The sequence below is a fragment of the Nostoc sp. XA010 genome, assembly GCF_020829625.1.
In the GTDB taxonomy this organism is placed as follows: Bacteria; Cyanobacteriota; Cyanobacteriia; order Cyanobacteriales; family Nostocaceae; genus Nostoc.
Map to the genome: position 1 here is coordinate 119,914 of NZ_JAIVFX010000009.1, position 22,765 is coordinate 142,678.

20 protein-coding genes and 1 pseudogene are annotated in these 22,765 nt (G+C 41.9%); 12 read left to right on the forward strand and 9 right to left on the reverse strand.

The window, feature by feature from the left end; genetic code table 11:
• Positions 1-45: 45 nt before the first annotated feature.
• Both LC608_RS15675 and LC608_RS15680 read left to right on the forward strand, forming a co-directional pair.
• A pseudogene (locus tag LC608_RS15675) lies at positions 46-494 on the forward strand (IS4 family transposase); the annotation flags it as partial.
• Between the two features lie 125 nt (positions 495-619).
• Entirely contained in the window at positions 620-826 is a 207-nt protein-coding gene (locus tag LC608_RS15680; RefSeq protein ID WP_229554418.1) for a hypothetical protein, read from the forward strand.
• A gap of 10 nt (positions 827-836) precedes the next feature.
• On the opposite strand, the gene LC608_RS15685 is transcribed toward LC608_RS15680, so the two are convergent.
• Positions 837-1,856, reverse strand: coding sequence for an isopenicillin N synthase family oxygenase (locus LC608_RS15685; RefSeq protein ID WP_229554419.1), 1,020 nt, complete (start codon positions 1,854-1,856; stop codon positions 837-839).
• A 236-nt stretch (positions 1,857-2,092) separates the two neighbouring features.
• Here LC608_RS15685 and LC608_RS15690 point away from each other — a divergent pair, with 236 nt between their 5' ends.
• Positions 2,093-2,881 carry a PhnD/SsuA/transferrin family substrate-binding protein gene (locus tag LC608_RS15690; RefSeq protein WP_229554420.1) on the forward strand — a complete coding sequence of 263 codons (789 nt, stop codon included), beginning with the start codon at positions 2,093-2,095 and terminating at the stop codon, positions 2,879-2,881.
• A gap of 76 nt (positions 2,882-2,957) precedes the next feature.
• Here the strand turns inward: LC608_RS15690 and LC608_RS15695 are convergent, their stop codons facing one another.
• Positions 2,958-4,205: a tetratricopeptide repeat protein gene (locus LC608_RS15695; RefSeq protein WP_229554421.1), complete on the reverse strand. Its 1,248-nt coding sequence runs from the start codon at positions 4,203-4,205 to the stop codon at positions 2,958-2,960.
• Between the two features lie 362 nt (positions 4,206-4,567).
• Here LC608_RS15695 and LC608_RS15700 point away from each other — a divergent pair, with 362 nt between their 5' ends.
• Both LC608_RS15700 and LC608_RS15705 read left to right on the forward strand, forming a co-directional pair.
• On the forward strand, positions 4,568-5,206 hold the full coding sequence (locus LC608_RS15700; RefSeq protein ID WP_229554422.1) for a GAF domain-containing protein: 639 nt from the start codon (positions 4,568-4,570) through the stop codon (positions 5,204-5,206).
• 114 nt (positions 5,207-5,320) lie between these two features.
• Positions 5,321-7,660 (forward strand): cation:proton antiporter, encoded by a 2,340-nt coding sequence (locus tag LC608_RS15705; protein WP_229554423.1) that lies wholly within the window; start codon positions 5,321-5,323, stop codon positions 7,658-7,660.
• 124 nt (positions 7,661-7,784) lie between these two features.
• On the opposite strand, the gene LC608_RS15710 is transcribed toward LC608_RS15705, so the two are convergent.
• Positions 7,785-7,997 (reverse strand): RNA chaperone Hfq, encoded by a 213-nt coding sequence (locus LC608_RS15710; protein ID WP_229554424.1) that lies wholly within the window; start codon positions 7,995-7,997, stop codon positions 7,785-7,787.
• Between the two features lie 69 nt (positions 7,998-8,066).
• Between LC608_RS15710 and dapF the strand changes: the two genes are divergently transcribed.
• Positions 8,067-8,906 carry a diaminopimelate epimerase gene (gene dapF, locus LC608_RS15715; RefSeq protein ID WP_229554425.1) on the forward strand — a complete coding sequence of 280 codons (840 nt, stop codon included), beginning with the start codon at positions 8,067-8,069 and terminating at the stop codon, positions 8,904-8,906.
• A gap of 94 nt (positions 8,907-9,000) precedes the next feature.
• On the opposite strand, the gene LC608_RS15720 is transcribed toward dapF, so the two are convergent.
• The 4 genes from LC608_RS15720 to LC608_RS15735 all read right to left on the reverse strand — a co-directional run bounded on the left by LC608_RS15720 (position 9,001) and on the right by LC608_RS15735 (position 12,790).
• On the reverse strand, positions 9,001-9,996 hold the full coding sequence (locus tag LC608_RS15720) for a DMT family transporter (RefSeq protein ID WP_229554426.1): 996 nt from the start codon (positions 9,994-9,996) through the stop codon (positions 9,001-9,003).
• A gap of 95 nt (positions 9,997-10,091) precedes the next feature.
• Positions 10,092-10,730: a DNA-3-methyladenine glycosylase gene (locus LC608_RS15725; protein WP_229554427.1), complete on the reverse strand. Its 639-nt coding sequence runs from the start codon at positions 10,728-10,730 to the stop codon at positions 10,092-10,094.
• Positions 10,714-11,799, reverse strand: a complete 1,086-nt coding sequence (ada, locus tag LC608_RS15730) for a bifunctional DNA-binding transcriptional regulator/O6-methylguanine-DNA methyltransferase Ada (RefSeq protein ID WP_229554428.1) — start codon at positions 11,797-11,799, stop codon at positions 10,714-10,716. The genes LC608_RS15725 and ada overlap by 17 nt, the downstream gene beginning before the upstream one ends.
• 403 nt (positions 11,800-12,202) lie before the next feature.
• Positions 12,203-12,790: a Uma2 family endonuclease gene (locus LC608_RS15735; RefSeq protein ID WP_229554429.1), complete on the reverse strand. Its 588-nt coding sequence runs from the start codon at positions 12,788-12,790 to the stop codon at positions 12,203-12,205.
• 391 nt (positions 12,791-13,181) lie between these two features.
• Here LC608_RS15735 and LC608_RS36870 point away from each other — a divergent pair, with 391 nt between their 5' ends.
• The 3 genes from LC608_RS36870 (at position 13,182) to LC608_RS15745 (ending at position 17,788) form a co-directional block, all read left to right on the forward strand.
• Complete coding sequence (locus LC608_RS36870) at positions 13,182-13,313, forward strand: hypothetical protein (protein ID WP_267871099.1); 132 nt, start codon at positions 13,182-13,184, stop codon at positions 13,311-13,313.
• 53 nt (positions 13,314-13,366) lie between these two features.
• Positions 13,367-15,961: a PAS domain S-box protein gene (locus tag LC608_RS15740; protein WP_229554430.1), complete on the forward strand. Its 2,595-nt coding sequence runs from the start codon at positions 13,367-13,369 to the stop codon at positions 15,959-15,961.
• Between the two features lie 87 nt (positions 15,962-16,048).
• Positions 16,049-17,788 (forward strand): ATP-binding protein, encoded by a 1,740-nt coding sequence (locus LC608_RS15745; protein WP_374108405.1) that lies wholly within the window; start codon positions 16,049-16,051, stop codon positions 17,786-17,788.
• A 340-nt stretch (positions 17,789-18,128) separates the two neighbouring features.
• On the opposite strand, the gene LC608_RS15750 is transcribed toward LC608_RS15745, so the two are convergent.
• Positions 18,129-18,698 carry a Uma2 family endonuclease gene (locus LC608_RS15750; RefSeq protein ID WP_229554432.1) on the reverse strand — a complete coding sequence of 190 codons (570 nt, stop codon included), beginning with the start codon at positions 18,696-18,698 and terminating at the stop codon, positions 18,129-18,131.
• Positions 18,699-18,814: 116 nt separating this feature from the next.
• Here LC608_RS15750 and ureE point away from each other — a divergent pair, with 116 nt between their 5' ends.
• The 3 genes from ureE to ureG all read left to right on the forward strand — a co-directional run bounded on the left by ureE (position 18,815) and on the right by ureG (position 20,604).
• Positions 18,815-19,261 (forward strand): urease accessory protein UreE, encoded by a 447-nt coding sequence (gene ureE / locus LC608_RS15755; protein ID WP_229554433.1) that lies wholly within the window; start codon positions 18,815-18,817, stop codon positions 19,259-19,261.
• Positions 19,236-19,928, forward strand: a complete 693-nt coding sequence (locus tag LC608_RS15760; protein ID WP_229554434.1) for an urease accessory protein UreF — start codon at positions 19,236-19,238, stop codon at positions 19,926-19,928. The genes ureE and LC608_RS15760 overlap by 26 nt, the downstream gene beginning before the upstream one ends.
• Before the next feature lie 79 nt (positions 19,929-20,007).
• On the forward strand, positions 20,008-20,604 hold the full coding sequence (gene ureG, locus LC608_RS15765) for an urease accessory protein UreG (protein ID WP_229554523.1): 597 nt from the start codon (positions 20,008-20,010) through the stop codon (positions 20,602-20,604).
• Between the two features lie 160 nt (positions 20,605-20,764).
• Here ureG and LC608_RS15770 read toward each other — a convergent pair whose 3' ends face one another.
• Positions 20,765-22,630 (reverse strand): ABC transporter ATP-binding protein, encoded by a 1,866-nt coding sequence (locus LC608_RS15770; protein ID WP_229554435.1) that lies wholly within the window; start codon positions 22,628-22,630, stop codon positions 20,765-20,767.
• Positions 22,631-22,765: the final 135 nt, after the last annotated feature.

The following is a 22,765-nucleotide window of genomic DNA, read 5'->3' on the forward strand; positions in this document are numbered from 1 at the left end:
CACCAATATCTCAATTTTTGTTTCCACATCAATAACTTTTATTAATTCCAACTCACAAACTTTGATACTTTAGAGTCTACTATTAAAGCTTATAAACAACGGTTTGATATTGAGCGGAGGCGGAGTGGCTCCGACTCCGAGAAATGTTTAGAGATTTTAAAAGCGGTGGTTATAACTTAGAAGATACTAATGCATCAGGAAAACGGCTAATTTATCTAATATTATTAATCTCACTTGCCTATACGGCTGCAACTATATCTGGTCAAAAAATTAAACGCATGGGTGTTCAAAAATATGTTGGACGAATTAAAGAATTCTTAAGGATTGTTCGACGACATAGTAGTTTTTATATTGGGTTATATGGCCATAATTGGGTCAATTTCACAGAAAGTTCCTATGAGTTAGTCACCGAATTATTGAGATTAAGTCCTAATAAGCGTAAGTACTACCAACAAGGACAGAGAGCTATGAGGCTTATTCTATCTGCATCATAGCCCTTTTTGTCCCCCCGTAAGGCATACTATCACTACGAATTTTGGAGCGAGGGCGTGGATACCGAAACACCTCGGATTGTAGATGGAGGCTAGCCGCCCGTAAGGAAGACTGTCAAACTTGTTTCATGTGTGAGGCGTATTGTCCTGCGGATGCACCCTATGTTGCGCCTGAATCTCATACTAATGTTGCAGTCAATGAGGATGATTTAATTGAAAGTGGCATTATGGGTGAATATCGTCGCGTCTTGGGTTGGGGATATGGCAGAAAAAACAATAGTGAATTGGATACGGCTCATAAACTGCGCCAATTACCGTGTCCTTATCAAAGTTAATTTGAACTCTCTAAAACACTTTGTGTTGTAGTTCTGGAAATACTTTAGAGACTTTATTCAAAAGATAATCGCCATAAGTCCCGCGAAATTCGTGGACACTGGCTTTATCCCAGCGATCGCTTTTATCATCATTTACTACTACATCGTTCAGTTCAATAGGTTTGACTTCAACGTTGAAATTGGGATCAAAGAAGAACGGGAACGACAAGCGATGACTTGTCGATAAGTTCTGAACGCGGTGGGGTGTTGAACGATACAGTCCTTGTGTCATGCGATCGAGCATATCCCCAATGTTGCATACGAATGAACCAGGAATAGGAGGTGCATCTATCCAACCAGACTTTGATTTGACTTGTAATCCACCAACATTATCTTGTTTGAGTATAGTTAATACTCCATAATCTGTATGTTCACCAACGCCCCATTCAGATTTAGATAATGATGGATTGGGAGGGTAATTGAAAATCCGAAATAATGTTAATGGATCTTTTGTATAACGTTCAGCAAAATAGGATTTTTGCAACCCCAAACTTAGAGCAATACCAGCCATTAGGGTGTGTCCAAGTTTGGTCATTGAGTCTATATAATCCAGGACTGTTTCCCTAAATTCGGGAATGTTGGATGGAAAAAGATTTTGACCGTGCATTGGTACACCAGCTTTCACAAATGGATGGTCTTCTTCTAGTTCTGCACCGAAGTAAATACCTTCTTTTAAGTCAGGTCTACCTGATGTTAACTCGTTACCCACGGGGAAATATCCTCGCCATGCTCTACCACCAAGAGCCATACGAATCTTCAGTTTAGTTTCTATATCCTGCGTGAAGAATTGTTGACTGAGATGTTCTAGTTGCTCTTGTAGTTGTTCATCAACTCCATGTCCGACGATATAGAAGAAACCGTAACCTTGGCAGGCTTGTCTAATTTGGTCTGCAATTACATCATAATTGTTGCTAGTTTGAGAAACTAATGTACTAATATCAATGACGGGAACTTTTGAAAACTCTTTGTTTACAACTTGTAAGTTTGGCATACTCTATTTTTATAGTCGTTTTTAGACTAATTATATCGATAACTATGATATTGATGTTGGGTATGGCGATCGCTAGCCTTATTAAAATATTTAGACGAACTATTTTGAGTATAAATTTGTAACTTTATTTTTGTTATAAATAGTAGTAATAATACTACTGCTGATCAAGTAGTGCGATGGTCAAGGTGGCAAAAAACTGACTCAAGTTTTTCAGATTGAAAGTGCTGGAGAAAAAAATGGCTATATCTTATAAAAAGTTGCAAATTACATCTTATCTGGCTCCCAATTGGTTCGGATTTTATCAGGCGATCGCAGCTTATTTAGGTCGTATTTTAAAAGCAGAATTCCAACTACAACCAGGTGAATGTGATCCCTTAGACGATCCCCGGTTATTTGAAGACCAAATAGACCTAGCTTTTATTTGTGGATTACCACTAATTCGGTATAGTCAAATAGTTTCAAATCAATTCCAGGCATTAGTTGCGCCAGTAATGCAATCATCACGATATAGTAACCGCCCTATTTACTATGCAGATGTAATTGTCAATGCTAATAGTAATATCAAAAAGTTTACAGATTTAGCAAAAAAAACATTTTGTTATAATGACCTTGGTTCAAACAGTGGCTACAATTTACTCTGTCATAAATTAATTCAAGAAAAATATCCTGAAAGTTTTTTTGCCAAAACGCTACAATCAGGTTCGCATCAGCATTCAATTCGCTGGGTAGTTGAGGGATTGGCAGATTGTGCATCGATTGATAGTGTAGTGCTAGAACAGGAATTGAAAGATTTTCCCGAATTATTACAGCATTTGCGGGTGGTTGAAGTGTTGGGGCCTTCCCCGATGCCACCTTTAGTAGTAGCACAGCGTCTAGGTATATCTTTAATTCAGCAAATGCAGTTAGCACTACTCCAACCAGATACAGAGTTGCAAACAGTAATGGAACAGTTTGGAGTCAGACGTTTTGCCGCAGTGGAATTAAAAGACTATCAGATATTAAATCAGACTCCCAATCTTCAGTAAGCAAATTATTAACGCGCTTAAACTCTCTGGTATGAATAATTAGTGTGTGGAGGATAATTTTATTTTGCATCAGTTTTTAAGACATGGCATAGTCCCAACTCTGCTTTTGTGCTGACAAAACCACATCTTGATAAATTTTCTCAAATAATACTCGCTGTGCATGACTCCCTCCAATCTCATGCAAGCGTGGTAAAACAGGTTTCAGTTCCGCAACAGTCCTGTGGAAATCACCTTTGGCATGAGCTACCATTCCTCTAGCTGCGGGAATTGCTACTTCTATCCAACTCCGTCGCAGAAAGGGATTAATATTTAAAGTGTGATACTCCATATTCTGAAGCATTTGGTTTGCCCAATCATGGTGTCCGGCTTTGGTAAGGGCATAGACATAATGCAAATCCTGGAATGGTAATGCGTGTTCATCAATCCGGCTGTAAAGATAAGGACTGATACTTTGCCAACGGTTCTCGACATTTACACCGCGCAATTCTAGGCGCAATAATAATGAAATTGCTCCTACTTGGTCTTTAGGAGATTGTTTGTTGGCACGTTCCCAAATATGCGTATCATAGAGTTTGAGAACTTTCTGGTAGTTTTCTAACTGCAAATAATATAGTGCAATATGCCACCAGTTGTGAGTGTAGAGCATAGAGTTGCAGTTTTCCCAGGTGTCTGCAAAACTTTCCATCCAAGCTATCCCCTCATGGACTCTTCCCTGAGTTTCCATGACATGAGCGATCGCATGATGCGCCCAAGGATCATATCTATTTAAGGCGATCGCTTGACGTGCCATCTCTTCTGCTGCTTGGAGTTGATGACACTGTTCTAAACCAAATGCCACCATGCCGGATAAATAATGATTTTCAGGATTGCTTAGTAAAACTTTTTGGGCGATTTCCAGTAATTTATCTTTATTACCTGTATAAAAATAGTGATACTGTCCCTGCTGAACAGAAATCAAATCACGGGGAAACCTACTGGTAATTTCCTCATGAATAGCGATCGCTACATCAATCTCTTGATTTGCCCAAGCTGAAATTGCTTGCACATATAACTGTTCTCTGGCGGTAATCTTGGTGCAATACTGTTGTGCAGTTTGCAGATATGGTAGAGCTACCTGCCAAGCTTTGCGGTTTTCTAGGGTGAGATAATAAGCAGCCGCATAAGCATTAGCTAATGCACAAGTGGGATCTGCTGCAATTGCTTGTAAAATTACTGTTTCTGCATCTTTACCATAACCAAGCATCTGAGCGATAAAATGGTTAATTCCTGCGATCGCATTGGCTGAATCTGTTGTAACTACTAGTCCTTGTGCATCTTTAAGCATTATTAATTTCTTGCAGCAGATTTGTGAAGCAATTTCTAAACTACGGTAAGTCTATAGGAATAATGAACTTACAACCTAGAGTATGTCATAGCTACGATAAAATTGCAAGGATAAAACTACTGTAAATCCATAGAATAACCGTATTTGAATTTTGTAAAGGTATTTTAGATGGGTTCGCCCTGAAGCGATGGCAGATGGTTTAGCATTGCCTCTCTTTTACCCAGAGAAAGTCAGGACATTCACAGTCCTAATGTTTTAGAAGGTACTCTCGCCTACCTTTCCCCAGAACAAACCGGGCGGATGAATCGTAAAATGGTAAATTGGTAGTTGAGGCGACGGCTCAAGTTGGGCAGCAATCAAACATGCTACAGTCCATTTTTCTGGAAGATAGCGCAGATGTTCCCCATAGCTTAATTTATACCGTCAAACGCAGCCTACAAACTACCATCATCCTTGATACAACAGTGCATCGAGCGTTGATAGCTGACCCCTACATCATTCGTCAACAACCCAAAAGCTTGCTGTGTACGGCGATTGGCTATCAAGGCAAACTTTTGGGGATTTTATATTTAGAAAACAATCTTACTACTGGGGCGTTTACCAGCGATCGCGTCGAAATTCTGAATCTGTTATGTACTCAAGCTGCAATCTCCCTGGAAAACGCTCAACTTTATCAGCAAGCACAAGATACTCTAAAAAACCTTGGACAGACCGAACAATTTTTGCGGTTAATTATCGATAATATCCCCCAGTCTGTTTTTTGGAAAAACCGCAATTGTGTTTATTTAGGCTGTAACCATCGCTCGTCAAATTGTGGTAGAAGGACATGGCGGTTCAGTCTCCTGCACTTCCGAACTTGGACAGGGGAGCAGGGGGCAGGGGGCAGGGAGCAGGGGAGACAAGGCGATCTGAGTGAGAACTTGCAACAAGTCTTTCTTTCTGCTTGTCCTCAAGTTCTCTTCCCCATGCTCAATATGCATATTTTGTCGCACCTTTACTAGCAGGTAATTTGTAAACTTAAGATTTCCTTTATGAATAGACTCTAAACAAACTCTTTGAGATCATAAAACTTTGTATGCTGAATTAATAGGTCTTAAATAGTTCTTTTAAAACTGGTGCAAGAAGATTTTAGGTTAATTGTTGATTTGGTTTTGGTTTTAGGCGTTGCCGCCTGCGGTGGACTGTTGGCGGCACTTTTGCGACAACCCGTGTTGCTAGGGTATCTCATTGGCGGGATGATCATTGGCCCAGCCGGACTGGGATTGATTAAAGAACTTATTCAAGTAGAGACTCTGGCACAGTTCGGTGTCGCCTTTTTGCTATTCGCCTTGGGTGTGGAATTTTCTTTTGCGGAACTCAAGAAGGTAAAAGCGATCGCTCTTGGCGGAGGTGGACTCCAGATTGCTCTGACAATTTTGGTCACAGTTGTGGTATGCGGGTTAACCGGAGCCTGGGGAACCTTACCTGCTAAGGGGATGTTTTTAGGGTGTATTCTATCCTTGTCTTCCACAGCAGTTGTCCTCAAGTGCTTGATGGAGCGTAACGAAACAGAAACGCCTCATGGGCAAGTGATGCTGGGGATTTTGGTAGTACAGGACTTGGCGCTGGGACTGATGTTAGCAGTCTTACCAGCCCTCAACCAACCCCCAGAAACCATTGGCATTGCCGTGCTAACAGCACTGCTGTGGATTGCTTTATTCGCTGCTGGTGCAATAGCTGCGGGGAATTGGCTGATACCGCCTTTGTTGCGACTGCTAGCCCGTACCGAAAGCCGAGAACTATTTTTATTAGGAGTTGTAGCCCTTTGTTTGGGCATTGCTCTGTTGACAGAGTATTTGGGGCTATCGATTGAGATGGGGGCATTTGTCGCCGGTTTGATGATTTCTGAGGTGGAATACGCCGATCAAACCCTGACTTATGTCGAACCACTGCGAGATATCTTTGCCAGTTTATTTTTTGCCGCCATTGGCATGTTAATCGACCCAGTGTTTTTGTGGAACAACCTGGAATTGATTTTAGGGTTGGTGGCAATAGTTTTCGTAGGTAAATTTTTGATTATTACGCCCCTAGTAAAGCTGTTTGGCTACCCTTTGAAAACAGCGATAATCGCCGGTTTGGGACTGGCGCAAATTGGAGAATTTTCCTTTGTTCTCGCTAGCGAAGGGCAAACTTTGGGGCTGGTGTCCCGACAGATATACTTATTAATTTTGGGAACCACCGCAGTCACTCTCATGCTGACTCCCTTTGTGCTGCGGTTAGTGCCATTTTTATTTAACTTTGCCGAATCAATGCCTTGGTTGAAACCGTATTTACAAGAAGATCAGGTACGGGATGTGTCGGAAGATTTGCCCTTCAAAAACCATCTGGTAGTCTGCGGTTATGGGCGAGTCGGCAAAAATTTAGTGAAGTTGTTGCTGCAACACGACATACCTGTGGTGGTAATCGACCAATCAGAGAGTAGAATTCAGCAGTTGCGTGAGGCTGGGGTGTCTTATGTCTATGGCAATTGCGTGAGTTTACATGTTCTAGAAACTGCCGGGGTGAATCATGCCAAAGGAATGGCGATCGCACTTCCAGACCCCATGAGTACTCGTCTTTGCTTGAAACGCGCTCTGGAATTGCGCCCAGAATTAGATTTGGTTGTCCGTGCTACCCAGGATAAAAATATTGAAGTGCTGTATCAATTGGGAGCGAAAGAAGTTGTGCAACCAGAGTTTGAAGCCAGCTTAGAAATGGCAACTCATTTATTAACTAGCTTAGGCTTGTTGTCGCCAGATGTCGTCCAACGGGAAATGCAGCAAATCCGCAACGATCATTATTTAGATTTTCGCCCAGAGCGTTCCGCTACTGAAGTTGCTCGTGATTTGCGCCAAGCAACTCGCGATTTAAATCAACGCTGGTATCCTCTACCATCTGATTCGCCCTTAATTGGTATGAGCATAGAAGAAGCAGATATGCGCTACTTAACAGGAGCGAGTTTGATGGCAATTCGCCGCGCTAACGGCGATGAAATAGATTATCCCAATAATCAAACCAAATTGGAAGCAGGCGATCGCTTGCTGGTAGTGGGAGCAGATGAAGAATTGGCGGCTTTGGCAGAATTCGCTAAAGGACAAGCTGCTGTCCCCGGAGAAAATAGTGCTTGCCAGTGGATTGCAGTTAATGCAGATACACCAACGCTAGGTAAAACCTTTGCAGATTTAGATATTGGTAAGCAATATGGAGTACAAGTACAGGCGATCCGGCGCGATGGTAAATTTATCCGCTATCCCGATGGCGGCATGGATTTGCGAGTTGGCGACCAAGTATTATTATGTGGTGGCTTAACAGGTCTGAGTAAATTACAACAATTATTTGCCGTCGCCACTTCAGTACCCATTTCCATCCCAGTGTTGAAAGCTGGTGAGGCAGAAGCGCTCAAAGAGTTTCTGCCGATGGATAATTTGCGAGAATAGTCATTGGTCATTAATCATTCACAAAGAAGAAATGACATAGACGCCTTAGCGGCTACTCTTCTCCTGACGGAGACGCTACGCGAACGAGTTCTCCAACGGAGTACCCGCAGGGTAGGATAAATGACTAACTCTTGGGTTTGATATAAGCGATCGCCTGTTTCCAAACGGTGTGCTGACTGTTTGCATCAGCAATACAGATACACTGCGGATCTTGCCATACAACCTTTCCTGCCAGCACATCACCAGTCAGCAGCTTTAACTCTACTGGCGTTGTTTGTTTAATCAGGTTTTGGACTTGGATAATACTGGGTAAAGTAGTGTCAAATTCGGTAAGCATTTTTAGTAAAGATGAACCTACAAGGCAAAATAAAGAGTAACTAATCCTTGATAATTCATCCTTGAAGAAATGGCAATCGAATTTACTAAGTATCATGGTCTAGGCAACGACTTTATTTTGATTGACAATCGCTCGTCATCAGTGCCTGTAGTGACTCCAGAGCAAGCGTTCGAGTTGTGCGATCGCCATTTTGGTATCGGTGCTGATGGTGTCATTTTTGCCCTACCTGGAGAAAACGGCACTGACTACACCATGCGGATTTATAATTCCGATGGTTCAGAACCGGAAATGTGTGGCAACGGCATTCGCTGTTTAGCTGGCTTTTTAGCAGATTTAGAAGGCGAATCCCGGAATCAAGACTCATATCGCATTCATACTTTGGGTGGTGTAATGACACCGCAACTGTTATCTGATGGTCAAGTTAAAGTAGATATGGGTTTACCCAGGTTACTCGCTAGCGAAATTCCTACCACCCTTACACCCGCCCAAGAAAAAGTAATTTCTCAGCCGTTAGAGGTGGCGGGGCAAACTTGGGAAGTCACCTGTGTAAATATGGGAAATCCCCACTGCATTACCTTTGTGGAAGATGTCGCAGCAATTGAGTTAGAAACCATCGGCCCTAAATTTGAGCATCACCCAGCTTTCCCCGAACGCATAAATACCGAATTTATTCAAGTGGTACGCCGTGACTACTTGAAAATGCGGGTGTGGGAACGGGGGGCTGGGATTACATTAGCTTGCGGGACTGGTGCTTGTGCTTCCTTGGTAGCTGGAGTGTTAACCGGGAAATGCGATCGCGCCGCAACTGTAGAATTACCAGGTGGCCCCTTGCAAATTGAATGGTCAGAAATCGACCAACGAGTTTACATGACAGGCCCGGCCCAAAAGGTATTCACTGGTAAACTGTAACCAGCTTTTCATTGGCATTACTCAGTATTTCGAGGTTTGTAGTAAGCACTTTAGTGCTTAATAAATCAGGACTAAAGTCCTTACTACGAACTTTTTAAGATTCACTTTCTGCTGGAGATTGGATATGGGTATTAACTTTAGATTGTATAGATTCTTTATTAGAAATTGCTAGATATATACCCCCTACAATTAGAGCCAACCCTAACAAGTTAAAAATACTCAAGTTTTCCGAGAAAAGTATCCAAGCAAGAATCGCAACAATCACGGGATTGAGTAGTAAGAGTAAAGAGATAAATCCTGATGAAAAATTTTTGAGGCTGTATACAATTAGCCCATGACCCAAGGCTTCGCAAATAGCAGCTAAGGCAAAGACTACTAACCACCCCGACAAAGTAACTGGAAAAACTTGTTTTTCAAAGATTAGCACTACTGGTATCATCAATGTAGTTCCAATCACACAGCGCCACAGAAGTATCGTGAGAACTGAAAACTTATTGCGGATCTGCTCAATAAGTAAAAAGTTCGCTGCATAAAAAACCGATGATATCAGGGCAACAGCATCACCTGTAATATTATTATTAGAACGTAATAAATCTTCAAATCCGACAGCGATCGCACCGATTATGGCTAAGATCAGACCGATGATAAATTTACGCCCAAAAAATTGATTAAAAAATAGCCATCCTCCTAAAGTAGTAAATAGCGGATTGAGGCTACCTAAGGCATTAGCATTAGCAGCACCAGTCTGAGTTAACGCCCAAGTCCAAGATAATCGACCTAATACATGAACTAGACCCACTGCGATTAAAAGTGCTATATCTTTGATTGGATAAGGCTGCTGTGGTAATACAGGTTTATCACCTGTAATTTGAGTCCGTACTTGGTTAATTCCACTCCATAAGCCAAAGATAATAGTCGCTATCCATAAACGATTAAAAAATGTAGCAACAGCGCTCATTTCTCTAACAGCAACTTTAATAAATATTGCTGTTGAAGATAAAGCGAATAATGCAATTATTACTATGATTATCGGTAGGATTTTTGAAGTTTTATCATTTTCTGGTGTTAGGCTTAATTGATTTTCTGCCATTTAGTTTATATTTATAATATGAACCACCAAGTGCGCCTTCTCTACGAGACACTACGTGAACGCGGAGCGTCTCCTAGAGAAGGGAGAAGTAGTAATTATTTGGGATTACTCAGGTAATAATGCCATAGAAGTCTTGCCGCAACTGCTCGCCACGGTCGCCAGTGCTGTGTCATCGCTTCTAGTTGCACTGGTGTTGGACGCGTCGCCAAGTTTTTGAGTTTTTGGAAAGCGATCGCGATCGCTAAATCGCCTTTAGGAAAGACATCAGGACGTTGCAGCGCCATGAGCAAATAAATATCAACTGTCCAATCTCCTATACCTTTAAGACGCTTTAACTCAGTTCTGATAGTAGTTTCGTCCATTGTTTCCAGCTTGGTTAGCTCAAGCTGACCAGTTGCGATCGCATTCGCCAATCCACGACAGTATAAAATCTTTTGCCGACTGAATCCTATTCCTCTTAATTGAACATCATCCAATATCAAAAAAGTTTCTGGCGTCAGAGTTACAACAACCCCGCATAAACGTTTAAATACAGCCCTAGCAGCCGCTACGGAAACTTGCTGTTCCAGAATTATGCACAACAATGTTGCAAAACCTGGTTCTCTTTTCCACATAGGTGGTGGCCCCAGTGTTTCTAAAATCCAAGCCAAATCGCTATCAAGATTGGCAAGCACCATTAAACCACGGGTAAGACTTTCTTCAGTCAACGATTCTAGTTCAGGTGTTTGAGTCATCTTTGAGAAATTTCGATTCTTGTGTAAGCAGTTTTTGTTTGCGCTCAATTCCCCAGTGATAACCACCAAGACTGCCATCACTCCGCAGCACTCGATGACACGGTACAATCAGCGCGATCGGATTAGCGCCACAAGCATTACCTACAGCGCGGACTGCCTGGGGTTTGGCAATATTACGTGCAATATCAGTGTAAGTGCGGGTTTTGCCATAAGGAATTTTTTGTAATGCTTGCCACACCTGTTTCTGAAATGCTGTCCCACGGACATCAAGTGGTAAATCAAGATGTGTTTCACCTCCTGCAATGAAGTCGAGGATTGCTTGTATCCATTCCTTGTGTGTGTGGTCATCACGCATAATGTGCGCTTGGTGAAATTCCTGGTTCAAGATATGTTCAAGCTTGTCTACTTCATCACCTAGCTTAACGCTGCAAATACCCTTCTCTGTTGTTGCCACAAGCAAATATCCTAGTGGACATGGAGCGATCGCATAGACAATACTGATTGTCTTTCCAGCATGTTGGTAAGTCTTTGGTGTCATTCCCAATTGCTTAGGTGCTTTCTCATACAGTTGGCTACTTGAACCATACCCCGTGTCGTAAACTGCATGAGCAATTTCCTCCCCTGACTGAAGACGCTGCTTCAATCGTTGGCTACGTAGCGCATCTGCATATTGAAAAGGCGATACGCCAATTATTTGCTTAAATATTCTTTGTAGATAACTAGGACTCATTTCAACTTGAGAGGATAATTCTGAGAGAGTTGGGATGCGATCGCCTTGTGCTTCAATGTATCGACACGCTGCTAAAACTTTGGACTTAGCTGTATTTGGAACTGTTTCAAATTGTGGCTGACAGCGCTTACAAGCTCGAAAACCTGCGCTTTCAGCCTCTTGTGCCGACTCAAAGAAGCAAACTTGATTTCGATTTGGTCTGCGACTAGGGCAAATAGGTCTGCAATAAACGCCTGTAGAGCGAACACCATAGAAAAACTTGCCATCAATTGTGGGATCTCGATTGAGAACTGCTTGCCAAAGAGTTTCTTCCAAAACTGTTATCTGTTGTAATTGCATTTATGTCTCCTTGGATATATTACAAAGGGAGAAAAATAAATCTAGTTCCCTCCCCTTTCTAAGGGGAGGGTTAGGGTGGGGTAAAACCTTGACTAATCAGCTATTTCAGACTTGTGTGTACACCGTAGCTTACTAAGGGGAGGTGCTGCAGGCGGTGGGATTCTTTCTATGCGTCTTCATACAGACTTGGTATTAGGTAAAACTAGATTAAATGTATCGATAAAGTATTTTCTATCTGATTGTTGCGATCAAAGTTGATTATCTCAGTTTTTTAATGTACCAACTCAGATACATTCAAGTCCTCAATCCCAACGTAAGCGTGGTTTTTGCTCAAGTTAGAAGTGAGTTTATGTAATGTATCTCTGCGAATATTAGCTACTTATGGTTTAGGGTAGGCAATTACTCACCAAATTTCCACCAAATCTAAAATAAATCCTGGCAAAATACGTTCTCCCGATAGAGTTTTAGGACTTTGTAAAATCTCAACTTCTCGATTGGGACGATAAATTTCTACCTGTTGCTGTCCTCTATTAATTAACCAGCCTAATCTGGCGCCATTCTCCATGTATTCCCTCATTTTGGCTCGCGTTTTTTCTAAGGAATCACTTGGAGACATTAACTCAACTACAAAATCAGGGCACAAAGGAGCAAATCTTTCTTTTTCTGCTTCGCTTAAAGCATTCCACCGTTCCATTTTCACCCAGGAAGCATCTGGAGAAAGCTCTGCACCGTTGGGAAGTTTGAAACCACCAGAAGAGTCAAAGGATTTACCTAGTTTATTTTGACGACTCCAAGCTCTTAATTGATAAGTTAAATCAGCATTACGGTCACTAGTACTACTCCCCGTAGGTGGCATAATAATTAATTTCCCTGAAGCTGTCCGCTCAAACTTTAAGTCTCGATTATTTTGGCAAAGCTGAAAAAATTGCTCGTCAGTCAAGTCGATATTTAATTCGAGGGTAGAAGGTAAACTGACGGTGGTAGTATTCATGTTATCAGTTTGGGTGGAAGCGATATCTCTATTCTAGTAGTCTGTCAAGTTAACGATGCTAGGTAAATAAGTTTGTAGTAATGACTTTAGTCCTTATATTAAGCACTTCAATGCTTACTAAGTAGCAGGCTTTCGTTAGCTTGATGGACTAATATAGCAATTCTGAATCAACGCGAAAGGCTTAGGCCGGAACTTCTCCCTACAGCCCTTCTCATCAAGGAGCCGCTGTGTTTCGACTCCGCTCAATATAAATTCGCGTTCAGGCATCCTACGGCAGGCGCTAGCCTCTCCCTTTGTAAGAAGAGGAGATGCAAAGTGGAGCATCTGGCGTGCAATGACTATGGAACCATAACTAAATTACCTGGACATAATACAACTCAGCACTCCTGAAATGATTTTCCCCCTGGCAAATCGTTCACCCGATTGGGTGAATGCGATCGCCTCACCAGGAACTACTCTGAAAGAAGGTGCAGTTTTAATTCTGTTAGCGATTATGCCTACAGAATTAAAACTGTTAAATTAGTTATTCTGGCTTTTAATTGTACATCAATAGCTTGTGTATCAAAGGGTCAAAGAGTGGATGAAACCGTTGTAAAATCGCTGTATACACCAAATTGCCAGCAAGACGCTATTAACTTGCTTTCAAAACTTGCTGTCAATTTACCAGGAATGATTTTCCAAGTTCTGCAACAGCAGGATGGTTCTGTGTTAGTCCTTTATGTTAGTTCTGGTTGTGAATATTTGTATGAATTAGAACCAGAAGCTATACAGAAAGACTTTCGGGTGCTATACAAACTGATTCATCCACAGGATATAAAAGCTTTTACAGAATCTATAGATTTTTGTACTACAAGTATTACACCTTGGCATTGGGAAGGTCGCATCATTACGCCTAGTGGGAAACTTAAATGGATTCAAGCTACTTCGCAACGTGAATTACAAGAATCAGGTGATTTGCTTTGGAATGGCTTGGTCATGGATATTACAGACCGAAAACAAGCCCAAGAAAAATTACTTGAGAGCGAGGCCCGGTATCAAGCAATTTTGGATGCTATCCCCGATTTAATGTTTCGCATCAGCCGTGATAGCGAATATCTTGATTTGAAAAGTGAGGGAGCAAATCTCACTCTTTCGAGAGAAAAAATAGTTGGCAAACATGTGCAAGAGTTATTGCCTAGTGATGTTGCTGCAATTAGCCTGGAAGCGATCGCTAAAACTTTAGATTCTGGAGCTTTGCAAACTTGCGAATATCAACTACCAACGCCTTTGGGAGTCAAAGATTATGAGGCGCGGTTGGTAGTGAGCGGTCAAGATGAGGTAGTAGCAATTGTCCGAGATATCACAGAACGCAAACAAGCAGAAATTGCTTTACAAAATCTTGCCCAAAAGTTTGCTAAAGCTTTTAGTTGCAGCCCCGATTCAATTACCATCAGCACACTCCAAGAAGGGCGCTTCATCGAAGTTAACGACAGTTTTGTGAAACTTTCAGGTTATGAGCGAGATGAGGCAATTGGTAAAACTTCTTTTGAGTTAAATCTTTGGGTACACGATCGCGATCGCATAAATTTGTTACAGGAGTTGCAAGCCACAGGAGTTGTTCGCAACTTGGAATTTGAATTTCGGCAAAAGTCTGGCAAGATAATTACAACGCTGCTTTCAGCCGAAATCATTGATTTAGGTGGTCTGCCTTCGATTCTAGCAGTCCATCACGACATTACAGAACGCAAGCAGGTGGAAGCGCAATTACGTTTATCAGCAGAACGCGATCGCTTGTTGGCAGAAACCTTAGTAAGAATTCGGTCTTCGCTTAAGTTAGAGGAAATTCTTCAAACCACCGTGACGGAAGTCAGGCAATTTCTGCAAGCAGATCGGGTTTTTATTGGTTTAAATAATACCAAATTAGGAGCAAAAACTCTTGCAGAATCAGTAGATCCCAAGTATCCATCAGTCACAGGATGGTCTACTAATGATGAAGCTTATCTACAAGAATTGAGAAACTTACTCAAAGATAATGTTGTGGGTGTCATTGAAGATATAACGCAAGTAGCATTATCTCCCAAAGTCAAAACGCACTTTCAAAAATTTCAAACGAGGGCGACTTTGAGCGTACCAATTATGCTAGGTAATGAATTATTTGGGGCGTTAATTGCCAATCAATGTTCAGGCCCGCGTCATTGGCAACCAATAGAAATTGATTTGTTACAGCAGATGTCAGAACAGGTAGCGATCGCCATTCACCAAAGCCAGATTTACCAAAAACTTGCAGAACTTAATACTAATTTAGAACACCAGGTACAAGAACGAACAGCACAATTGCAGCAGAAAATGCAAGAAGTTGAAGAATTGCATCGGGTAAAAGATGTTGTTTTGCACACAGTTGCCCACGATTTACGCACTTCGGTGATGGGTAACTTGATGGTGTTAAAGAATTTGTTAAATCAAAAAGTGGGGAGTGGGGAGTTGGGAGTGGGGAGTTGGGAAGCAGGGGAGCAGGGGGCAGGGGGCAAGGGGGAGAATAAAAAATTACCTATTTCCTCTCTGCTTCCTACTAAGTGCCCCTCTGCTTTTTCCCAATCACAAATTCCAGTATCTCGCTCGATAATTGAGCGGATGATTCAAGGCAACGATCGCCAACTGACGATGATTAACTCATTGCTAGAAATTAATTCTTGTGAAAAACAAGGTATTGATATCAAACCCGAACCTGTGGATTTTAACACTCTACTGGGAGCAACATTCACCCAGTTAGAACCCATACTGAGACAAAATCAAGCAACTCTGAAGAACTTGGTTCCCGCCGATTTACCATTAGTGATGGCAGATGCGACTCGGTTAGAGAAAGTTTTAGCACATTTAATAACACATAGCTTGCAAAATAATCCACCAGGCTTAAATTTTATTTTGAGTGCCAGCGTTGAGGGCAAAATGATTCGCACTCAGATTCAAGATGACGGTGTGGTAATGAGTAAACTAGAGTGCGATCGCCTTTTCGATCTGCATGTCCGCGATCCCCAAGATTGTTGTTCCACAAGCATTGGCTTAAAAACGTATCTTTGTCGGAAAGTTATTAAAGCACATGGCGGCGAAATCGGTGTTATTAGTAACCGCAAGCGCGGGTTAACTTTCTGGTTTACACTACCTTTAGCAACATCTGCAACAAATCGCCCATAAATCACCAAAAAATGAGAGGGTGTTATTTATGGCAATGTTGAGTTAGGGAAACACCCTCAAGGTATGGGCAAAGTTGCTCGGATGTTAATGACTACTCTGTTTACAACAGTGCAAAGGTGGTGCAGACAAACCTTTTCTGCACCAATAAGAGATGAAACCACTACTCTTTACAGAGATTGGCGTAACCGTTTTTTGTGGCAGAGATTGCGTTTATGGTTATGGCTGGCGCTGATGTGTCTGTTGTCTTTTACTTTGCGAGACATTTACGGCTTGTTTTTTCCTTTTGCAGAGTTGCAGCAGCTGCCAGAAGTGCTTATAACTCAGCGCCTTGTAATTAATATTGCACTGTTGCTGAATATATTAATCTGCCTTGCTTTACATAAAACTAAGTTAGGTCGCGATCGTCCAGATTTATTATTTTTGGGGTCTTCTTGGTCAATTACTTTAGCATCGCAGTTGTTTGCAACGATCCGAGGTTTCGCGCTACCTGATACCATCGGTTGGTCGCTGCTATTCTTGAGTCAAGCTGTGTTGATGCCCGTCTGCTGGATTCTTCACCTGCTGACTCAAGCGAGTGTGCTAACTTACTATTTTGCTGTGAATACGGCACTTGGGCTAAAAACACCAATCCCCGACCATCCAGAAATATATAATGTAACATTCATTTTATACATTTTTTGGTTTTGTGCTATATGTGATATCGGTGTTTATCTGTACGATCGCCTGCAACGTTCTGAGTTTTACGCCCATAAAGAACTGGAATCTGCCTACCAAAAACTCAAGGTTGCAGAAGCTAAATATCGCAGCATTTTTGAAAACGCCGTTGAAGGGATTTTTCAAAGCAGTCCTGATGGACGTTACATTACAGCAAATCCGGCTTTAGCACGGATTTATGGCTACTCTTTAACAGAGGAAGTGACAGCAAATTCTACTGTTATTGAACAATTGTACGTTGATCCGAACCGCCGCGCCGAATTTGTCCGCCTGATGGAAAAGTATGGCAGCGTTTCCGATTTTGAGTCCCAAATTTATCGCCGAGATGGAAGTATTGTCTGGATTTCGGAAAAAGCCTATGCAGTGCGTGACGAAAAAGGAAAACTACTTTACTACGAAGGTTTGATTGAAGATATTACCCAGCGTAAACAAACTGAAGAAGAACTACGAGTATTTTTCCATGCAGTTTCTCACGACTTACGTAACCCAGTGCTGGGTACTTTAATGGTGCTGAAAAATTTGCTAGCACGTCCAGAAGAGAATATTTCGATTTCACGCTCAATTTTAGAGCGGATGATTCAAAGTAGCGATCGCCAACTTAATTTAATTAATTCGTTGATGGAAGCTCATATCAGCGAGGTGCAAGGTGTTGTTTTACAGCGTCAAGCCGTACAATTACTGACAGTTGTCGAAGCTGCGATCGTAGATTTAGAACCATTGTTAGAGCAAAATCAAGCCAAGCTGACAAATCTAGTATCCGCAGATTTGCCATTAGTGAATGCAGATCCCACGCAACTATGGCGAGTTTTTTCTAACTTAATTGTGAATGCGCTTAAACACAATGCGCCTGGTTTGCTCTTGACAATTAAGGCTACCCGTGAGGGTGAGATGATTTATTGTACTGTTAGTGATAACGGCGTGGGCATTAGTCAACAACAAAGCGATCGGCTTTTTGAGCTTTACTTTCGGGGTACAAGTATCCGCAATTCTGTAAGTTTGGGATTGGGCTTGTATTTATGTAAGCAAATTATCAATGCTCACGGCGGCGAAATTGGTATTAATAGTGCATTGAATGCAGGGGCAATTTTCTGGTTTACATTGCCTATTAGCTGACCTTTCTTTATAGGCAGGGGAGCATGGGAGCAGGGGGCAGGGAGGGGAGAAAGATACGCTCAAATCAAGCTGGAAAAAGGTTTCAGCAGCCCTAAATTTAGCCCATTCTGACTCCTGAATTCTTACCAGAAATCAAATCGGATTGCTATATAAATCTTAGTATTAATGACAAAATAATGTTATTCAAGGGGGTACTAATAAAATTAAGCGTTTTTTGTCAAAATTATGAGTAATATCATGTCTGCATAAATAGTTAGGCTAACCCCATCATGACTTTTGGAATCAATATTTGCATCTATATTTAGCGGTTAGATTTCCATAAATCTTATCGAGTTTGTTATTATTCAGGAAAAAAGAAATTAATAGAACAACAAAATCCGGCTAAAAGTGGCGATGTTATCTCATCATCACCTAACAAAGTAGCAACTAAAACCAACTGTGTTTTTTCTCGCCGATAAACTTCGACTTGTTTAGTAAAGCGATCAACAATCCAATACTCACGCACGCCTTGAACTGAATATAGTTTCAGTTTTGCTTCCTTGTCTCGAAGTTCGTTTTGTTTACCAGGTGATAAAACCTCTACTACTAACTCTGGTGCACCTGTCAAATGTCCCGCTTCATCTTCAATTTGCGCCAGTCGTTCTCGACTTACCCAAACGACATCTGGTATAACGCTATCTGCTTGCGAAAAAAGCACCCCTGGAGCCACAATTGTTTCCCCTAAACCACTCGAATCTGACCAAACATCGAGTTGTCGAGCAATTTTTACACAAACTTGTTGATGACGGCGGTGAGGAGTGCGAGTCACAAAGAGTTCTCCATTAATAATTTCATAGCGCGTCCACTCATTTTCGGGTAGAACCTCTAAATCGTAAATTGTCCAGCGTACTCCCTCAATGGCTTGGTTCATGATTGTCCCCATTTGGCTCGTTGCCTTTGTTTAATTTTATCTTTTCTTCAGACAAGGCAGATATGGTATTTAAATTACAACCATAATAAAAAGCAAAAGTTCAGGCGAAACTCTGTATGCTGACATTTACTCAACTTAAACCACCTAATGGCGATGCCGTAGTTACTTTTACTCTAGCGCTGACAGCAGAAGAACGAACCCGCAGCCGTCATCGCTTTGAAACGGAAGATGGTAAAGTTGTAGTTTTACATTTACCTAGAGGAACTGTCTTACATGATGGCGATATTTTGCAAGAAGAAACCCATAGCAGTTTAATCAGAATTACTGCTAAACCAGAACTAGTGTTGACTGCCTTTGCCCAAACACCACTTTTATTATTACGGGCGGCATATCATTTGGGAAATCGCCATGTACCTGTAGAAATTACTCCAACTTATTTACGCTTGTCTTCAGATTCGGTTTTACGCACCATGTTAGAACAACTGGGGTTAGAAGTTAAAGAGGAAATTTTACCGTTTCAGCCAGAATTGGGAGCTTATGGACAACACCATCATGCTCACTGATAGTCATCTTTTGAGTATTTTACAGTTGGCTAGTCCCGCTTTACCTGTAGGAGCATATAGTTATTCTGAAGGTTTGGAAATGCTGGTAGAAAATGGTACGATCGCTAACCACACACATCTGAAAGATTGGTTAAAAGCAGAGTTGCTCTACGGGGCAATTAGGCTAGAGGCGGCGGTAATGGTACGATCGCAGCAAGCGGCAAAAATGGGTGATCTAGAGTCGCTATGCCGTTGGAATCTCTGGTTATCGGCTGCTAGGGAAACAGAAGAGTTACGCGCCTCTAGTTGGCAGATGGGGCGATCGCTGATCCAATTACTTGGTAAACTAGAACCGCAGATTATACCTATTGCCAATACTGTAGGTAACCCTTGCAATTATGCGATCGCTTTCGGTATTGCCGTTGCCCATTGGCAAATCAGCATCCAAGCCGCATTACTAGGATATCTGCATAGTTGGGCAAGTAATTTGATTACTGCTGGTGTGAAACTTATCCCCCTTGGACAAACAGCAGGACAGCAGTTATTACTAAATTTACAACCATTATTTAGCGTTGCGGCGTTAGAAATTCTCGCGTTGGAGGATGATGAACTCGCCTGTTGTAGTTGGGGTTTATCGCTGGCGAGTATGCAGCATGAAACGCAGTATACAAGGTTGTTTAGGAGTTAGTCATCGGTCATTAGTCATTAGTCAAAAACTAAGAACTAATAACCATGTACCAAGGAAAAATGACAAAGGACAAATAACAATGAATGCATTTAGAGTGGGGGTTGCTGGGCCAGTGGGTTCGGGGAAAACGGCTTTGGTGGATGCTTTATGCAAGGGGTTGCGTGGGCAATATCAGATTGCGGTGGTGACGAATGATATTTATACTCAGGAGGATGCTCAGTTTTTAGTGCGTTCTCAGGCGTTGGCAAGCGATCGCATTTTGGGTGTAGAAACTGGTGGTTGTCCCCATACTGCTATCCGCGAAGATGCTTCGATGAATTTGGCGGCAATTGAACAATTAGAAGAACGTTTTATCGATTTGGATTTAGTATTTTTGGAAAGTGGCGGTGATAATTTAGCTGCTACCTTTAGCCCAGAATTGGTGGATTTAACGATTTACGTTATCGATGTTGCGGCTGGTGATAAAATTCCCCGCAAGGGTGGCCCTGGTATTACCAAATCTGATTTGTTGGTGATTAACAAAACTGACTTAGCACCTTATGTTGGTGCAGATTTAAGTGTAATGGAACGAGATGCTAAAAAAATGCGCGGCGATAAACCTTTTATTTTTACTAATTTGAAAACTCAGTCAGGACTTGCAGATGTAATTAATTTTGTTTGCACAAATATCTGTTGAAAAAATGAGAATTTAGAGCCAGGGCGAATAGAATGATGCCTCCGGCACGCCAAGGGCGAACGCGGCTATACAAACCAAGTCCGCCTAAAGAAAAATTGAGTGTTTGAAACCCACGGAGGTGGGTAAAGTCTCGTGTAGACCCGGTTTCTAACCGACCTTTCTATAAAGCCCGTAAATGACGATTTCGCACCCGTTCAGCACTACCAGTAGGAATCGCAGCAATTAATTTTTGCGTATATTCTTCTTTGGGTTCTTGGTAAATGCTTTCGGCTGTGCCTTCTTCAACAATTTGACCGCGATTCATAACTAAAATGCGATCGCTCATAAATTTCACCACACTTAAATCGTGAGAAATAAAGATATAAGTAAGCTGAAAATCTGACTGTAATTCTTTGAGGAGATTTAATACCTGCGCCTGTACTGAAACATCTAGTGCTGAAACTGATTCATCGCAGATGATAAACTTAGGATTTAAAGCCAAAGAACGGGCTATGCAAATCCGTTGGCGTTGACCACCAGAAAACTGATGAGGATAGCGGTTAATTGCATCTGCACTCAACCCCACCCGTTCTAAAAGTTCGGCTACCCGTTGGCGTCGTTGTTGCTTTGTCTTACCCACGCCATGAATTAACAATGGTTCCATCACCGCATCCCCAACCTTCATCCGTGGATCGAGGGAACTAAAAGGATTTTGGAAGACTATTTGCATTTCCCGCCGCAGTTTTTGCAACGGTTCACCTTTGAGACTAGTAATATCTTGTTTCTCAAAGATAATCTGACCACCCATCGGTTCAATTAATCGCAGCAAGGTTCTGCCAAGGGTGGTTTTACCGCAACCAGATTCTCCCACTAAACCTAGTGTTTCTCCTGGTTTGACATCAAAAGAAACGCCATTAACTGCCATATTGTAGCGTTTTGTACCACCGAACACCCCGCGCACTGGAAAACCAACTTTCAGGTTGCGGATTTGCAACAGGGGTTCCTTTTTATTGAAGTTTGCCAATCTTGCAGCAATCTCTTCAGTGGTGACTTCTGTGGGTTGTGCTGGTTCTTTCGCCTGAATTATTACTTGTCCCGTTGCTGTCTCTTCTGCACTCATGTAGTCAGAAACGGTAAGTAATTTTTGGGGACGGCGGTTGAGTGTGGGGCGACAAGCTATCAAACCTTTAGTATATGGATGCTGGGGACTGCTAAAAATTTGCCGAGAAGTCCCAGATTCGACAACTTTACCTTTATACATCACCGCTACTTCGTCAGCAATTTCTGAAATTAGCCCCAAGTCGTGGGTGATGAAAATCATTGCCATGTCACGGCTTTGCTGCAATTCTCGCAACAAGTCCAAAATTGTCGCTTGCACCGTCACATCCAAAGCTGTGGTTGGTTCATCGGCAATTAAGATTAATGGGTTGCAAGAAATTGCCATTGCAATCATTACCCGTTGCAACTGACCCCCAGAAAGTTCATGAGGGTAGCGTTCTAGCATGGCTTCTTTGTGTTCTTTAACCAACTGTGCCAACTTTGATGGTTCTAGTTTCGATGAAGTTTCGATATACTGCTGCTGGATCTCCTCATCGCTAGGTAGAAGTTTAACCTCTTGTAGACCTGCGATCGCAATTTGTCGTGCTTGGGCTGCTGACACATTTTGATGCCGCATAATCGCTTCTGTTAGCTGAAACCCGATGTTATAAACCGGATTAAGCGAACTCATGGGTTCTTGAAAAATCATGGCGATATCGCCACCCCGGTGTAACTGCATTTGCTGAGGAGGCAATTTTACCAAATCGATTGCATTGCCATTCTCTTGAGAACGAAACCAGATTTCACCGCCAGTAACTATACCGGGACTTTGCAACAAACCCATCACAGCTAGGGCTGTCACTGATTTACCACTCCCCGATTCCCCTACTATTCCTAGAGTTTCACCTCGATGCAGCCCAAAGGAAATACCATCCAAAGCTCTGACAGTATTGCCATCACCGGGAAATTCAACTTGGAGATTGCGAACCTCTAGGACAGTTTCTCTCATAGGAGTTGGGTAGAAATATTAACTTAAAATTATTTGATTTTAACAATAGTTTTGATGTATATGTGGATAAATTTGGTTTTTACACTCTTTGGCAGTTTTTCTGACATTGCATACTTCCACAATATACATGCATTT

What these genes read in the sequence shown, in the direction of transcription:
- LC608_RS15745 (WP_374108405.1), top strand. Translation starts at nt 16,049, where the DNA reads ATGACTACTCTGTTTACAACAGTGCAAAGGTGGTGCAGACAAACCTTT.
- ureE (WP_229554433.1), top strand. Translation starts at nt 18,815, where the DNA reads ATGCTGACATTTACTCAACTTAAACCACCTAATGGCGATGCCGTAGTT.
- dapF (WP_229554425.1), top strand. Translation starts at nt 8,067, where the DNA reads ATGGCAATCGAATTTACTAAGTATCATGGTCTAGGCAACGACTTTATT.
- LC608_RS15770 (WP_229554435.1), bottom strand. Translation starts at nt 22,630, where the DNA reads ATGAGAGAAACTGTCCTAGAGGTTCGCAATCTCCAAGTTGAATTTCCC.
- LC608_RS15735 (WP_229554429.1), bottom strand. Translation starts at nt 12,790, where the DNA reads ATGAATACTACCACCGTCAGTTTACCTTCTACCCTCGAATTAAATATC.
- LC608_RS15760 (WP_229554434.1), top strand. Translation starts at nt 19,236, where the DNA reads ATGGACAACACCATCATGCTCACTGATAGTCATCTTTTGAGTATTTTA.
- LC608_RS15725 (WP_229554427.1), bottom strand. Translation starts at nt 10,730, where the DNA reads ATGACTCAAACACCTGAACTAGAATCGTTGACTGAAGAAAGTCTTACC.
- LC608_RS15710 (WP_229554424.1), bottom strand. Translation starts at nt 7,997, where the DNA reads ATGCTTACCGAATTTGACACTACTTTACCCAGTATTATCCAAGTCCAA.
- LC608_RS15685 (WP_229554419.1), bottom strand. Translation starts at nt 1,856, where the DNA reads ATGCCAAACTTACAAGTTGTAAACAAAGAGTTTTCAAAAGTTCCCGTC.
- ada (WP_229554428.1), bottom strand. Translation starts at nt 11,799, where the DNA reads ATGCAATTACAACAGATAACAGTTTTGGAAGAAACTCTTTGGCAAGCA.
- ureG (WP_229554523.1), top strand. Translation starts at nt 20,008, where the DNA reads ATGAATGCATTTAGAGTGGGGGTTGCTGGGCCAGTGGGTTCGGGGAAA.
- LC608_RS15680 (WP_229554418.1), top strand. Translation starts at nt 620, where the DNA reads ATGTGTGAGGCGTATTGTCCTGCGGATGCACCCTATGTTGCGCCTGAA.
- LC608_RS15700 (WP_229554422.1), top strand. Translation starts at nt 4,568, where the DNA reads ATGCTACAGTCCATTTTTCTGGAAGATAGCGCAGATGTTCCCCATAGC.
- LC608_RS15750 (WP_229554432.1), bottom strand. Translation starts at nt 18,698, where the DNA reads ATGAACCAAGCCATTGAGGGAGTACGCTGGACAATTTACGATTTAGAG.
- LC608_RS15690 (WP_229554420.1), top strand. Translation starts at nt 2,093, where the DNA reads ATGGCTATATCTTATAAAAAGTTGCAAATTACATCTTATCTGGCTCCC.
- LC608_RS15720 (WP_229554426.1), bottom strand. Translation starts at nt 9,996, where the DNA reads ATGGCAGAAAATCAATTAAGCCTAACACCAGAAAATGATAAAACTTCA.
- LC608_RS36870 (WP_267871099.1), top strand. Translation starts at nt 13,182, where the DNA reads ATGATTTTCCCCCTGGCAAATCGTTCACCCGATTGGGTGAATGCGATC.
- LC608_RS15695 (WP_229554421.1), bottom strand. Translation starts at nt 4,205, where the DNA reads ATGCTTAAAGATGCACAAGGACTAGTAGTTACAACAGATTCAGCCAAT.